The organism is Corynebacterium sp. HMSC070H05, assembly GCF_001837615.1.
GTDB classification, from domain to species: Bacteria; Actinomycetota; Actinomycetes; order Mycobacteriales; family Mycobacteriaceae; genus Corynebacterium; species Corynebacterium coyleae.
Genome location: NZ_KV833292.1, coordinates 1 through 293 on the forward strand (window position 1 = coordinate 1; position 293 = coordinate 293).

The following is a 293-nucleotide window of genomic DNA, read 5'->3' on the forward strand; positions in this document are numbered from 1 at the left end:
CGGGCGTTGACTATGAGCCGCTACTGCGTATTGGCTTCGAGGCGCATGTTCGGGCCTTCCAGCGTGATGATCTCAGCGCCAACGACAAGCCGATTCAGTATCGACTCGGCGATGACAGCATCCGGGATGGACTTGTACCACTCATCGGGCGTGAACTGGGAGGTGACAATGGTTGATCCCCGGTGTTCACGCTCAGCAAGAATGTTGAGCAGCTGGTGTGCTGTGGCAGCATCAATCGGCGTTGTTAAGAAGTCATCAAGCACGAGTACGTCTGCCAGGTGTAAGTCTTGAAG

Annotated in this window: 1 protein-coding gene; it reads right to left on the reverse strand. The window is 55.3% G+C overall.

Features of this window, described 5'->3' with window-relative positions; translation table 11 throughout:
- Window positions 1-20: 20 nt before the first annotated feature.
- The coding region (locus HMPREF2617_RS02860) for an ATP-binding protein (protein WP_168168326.1) at window positions 21-293 on the reverse strand (273 nt) is incomplete at its 5' end.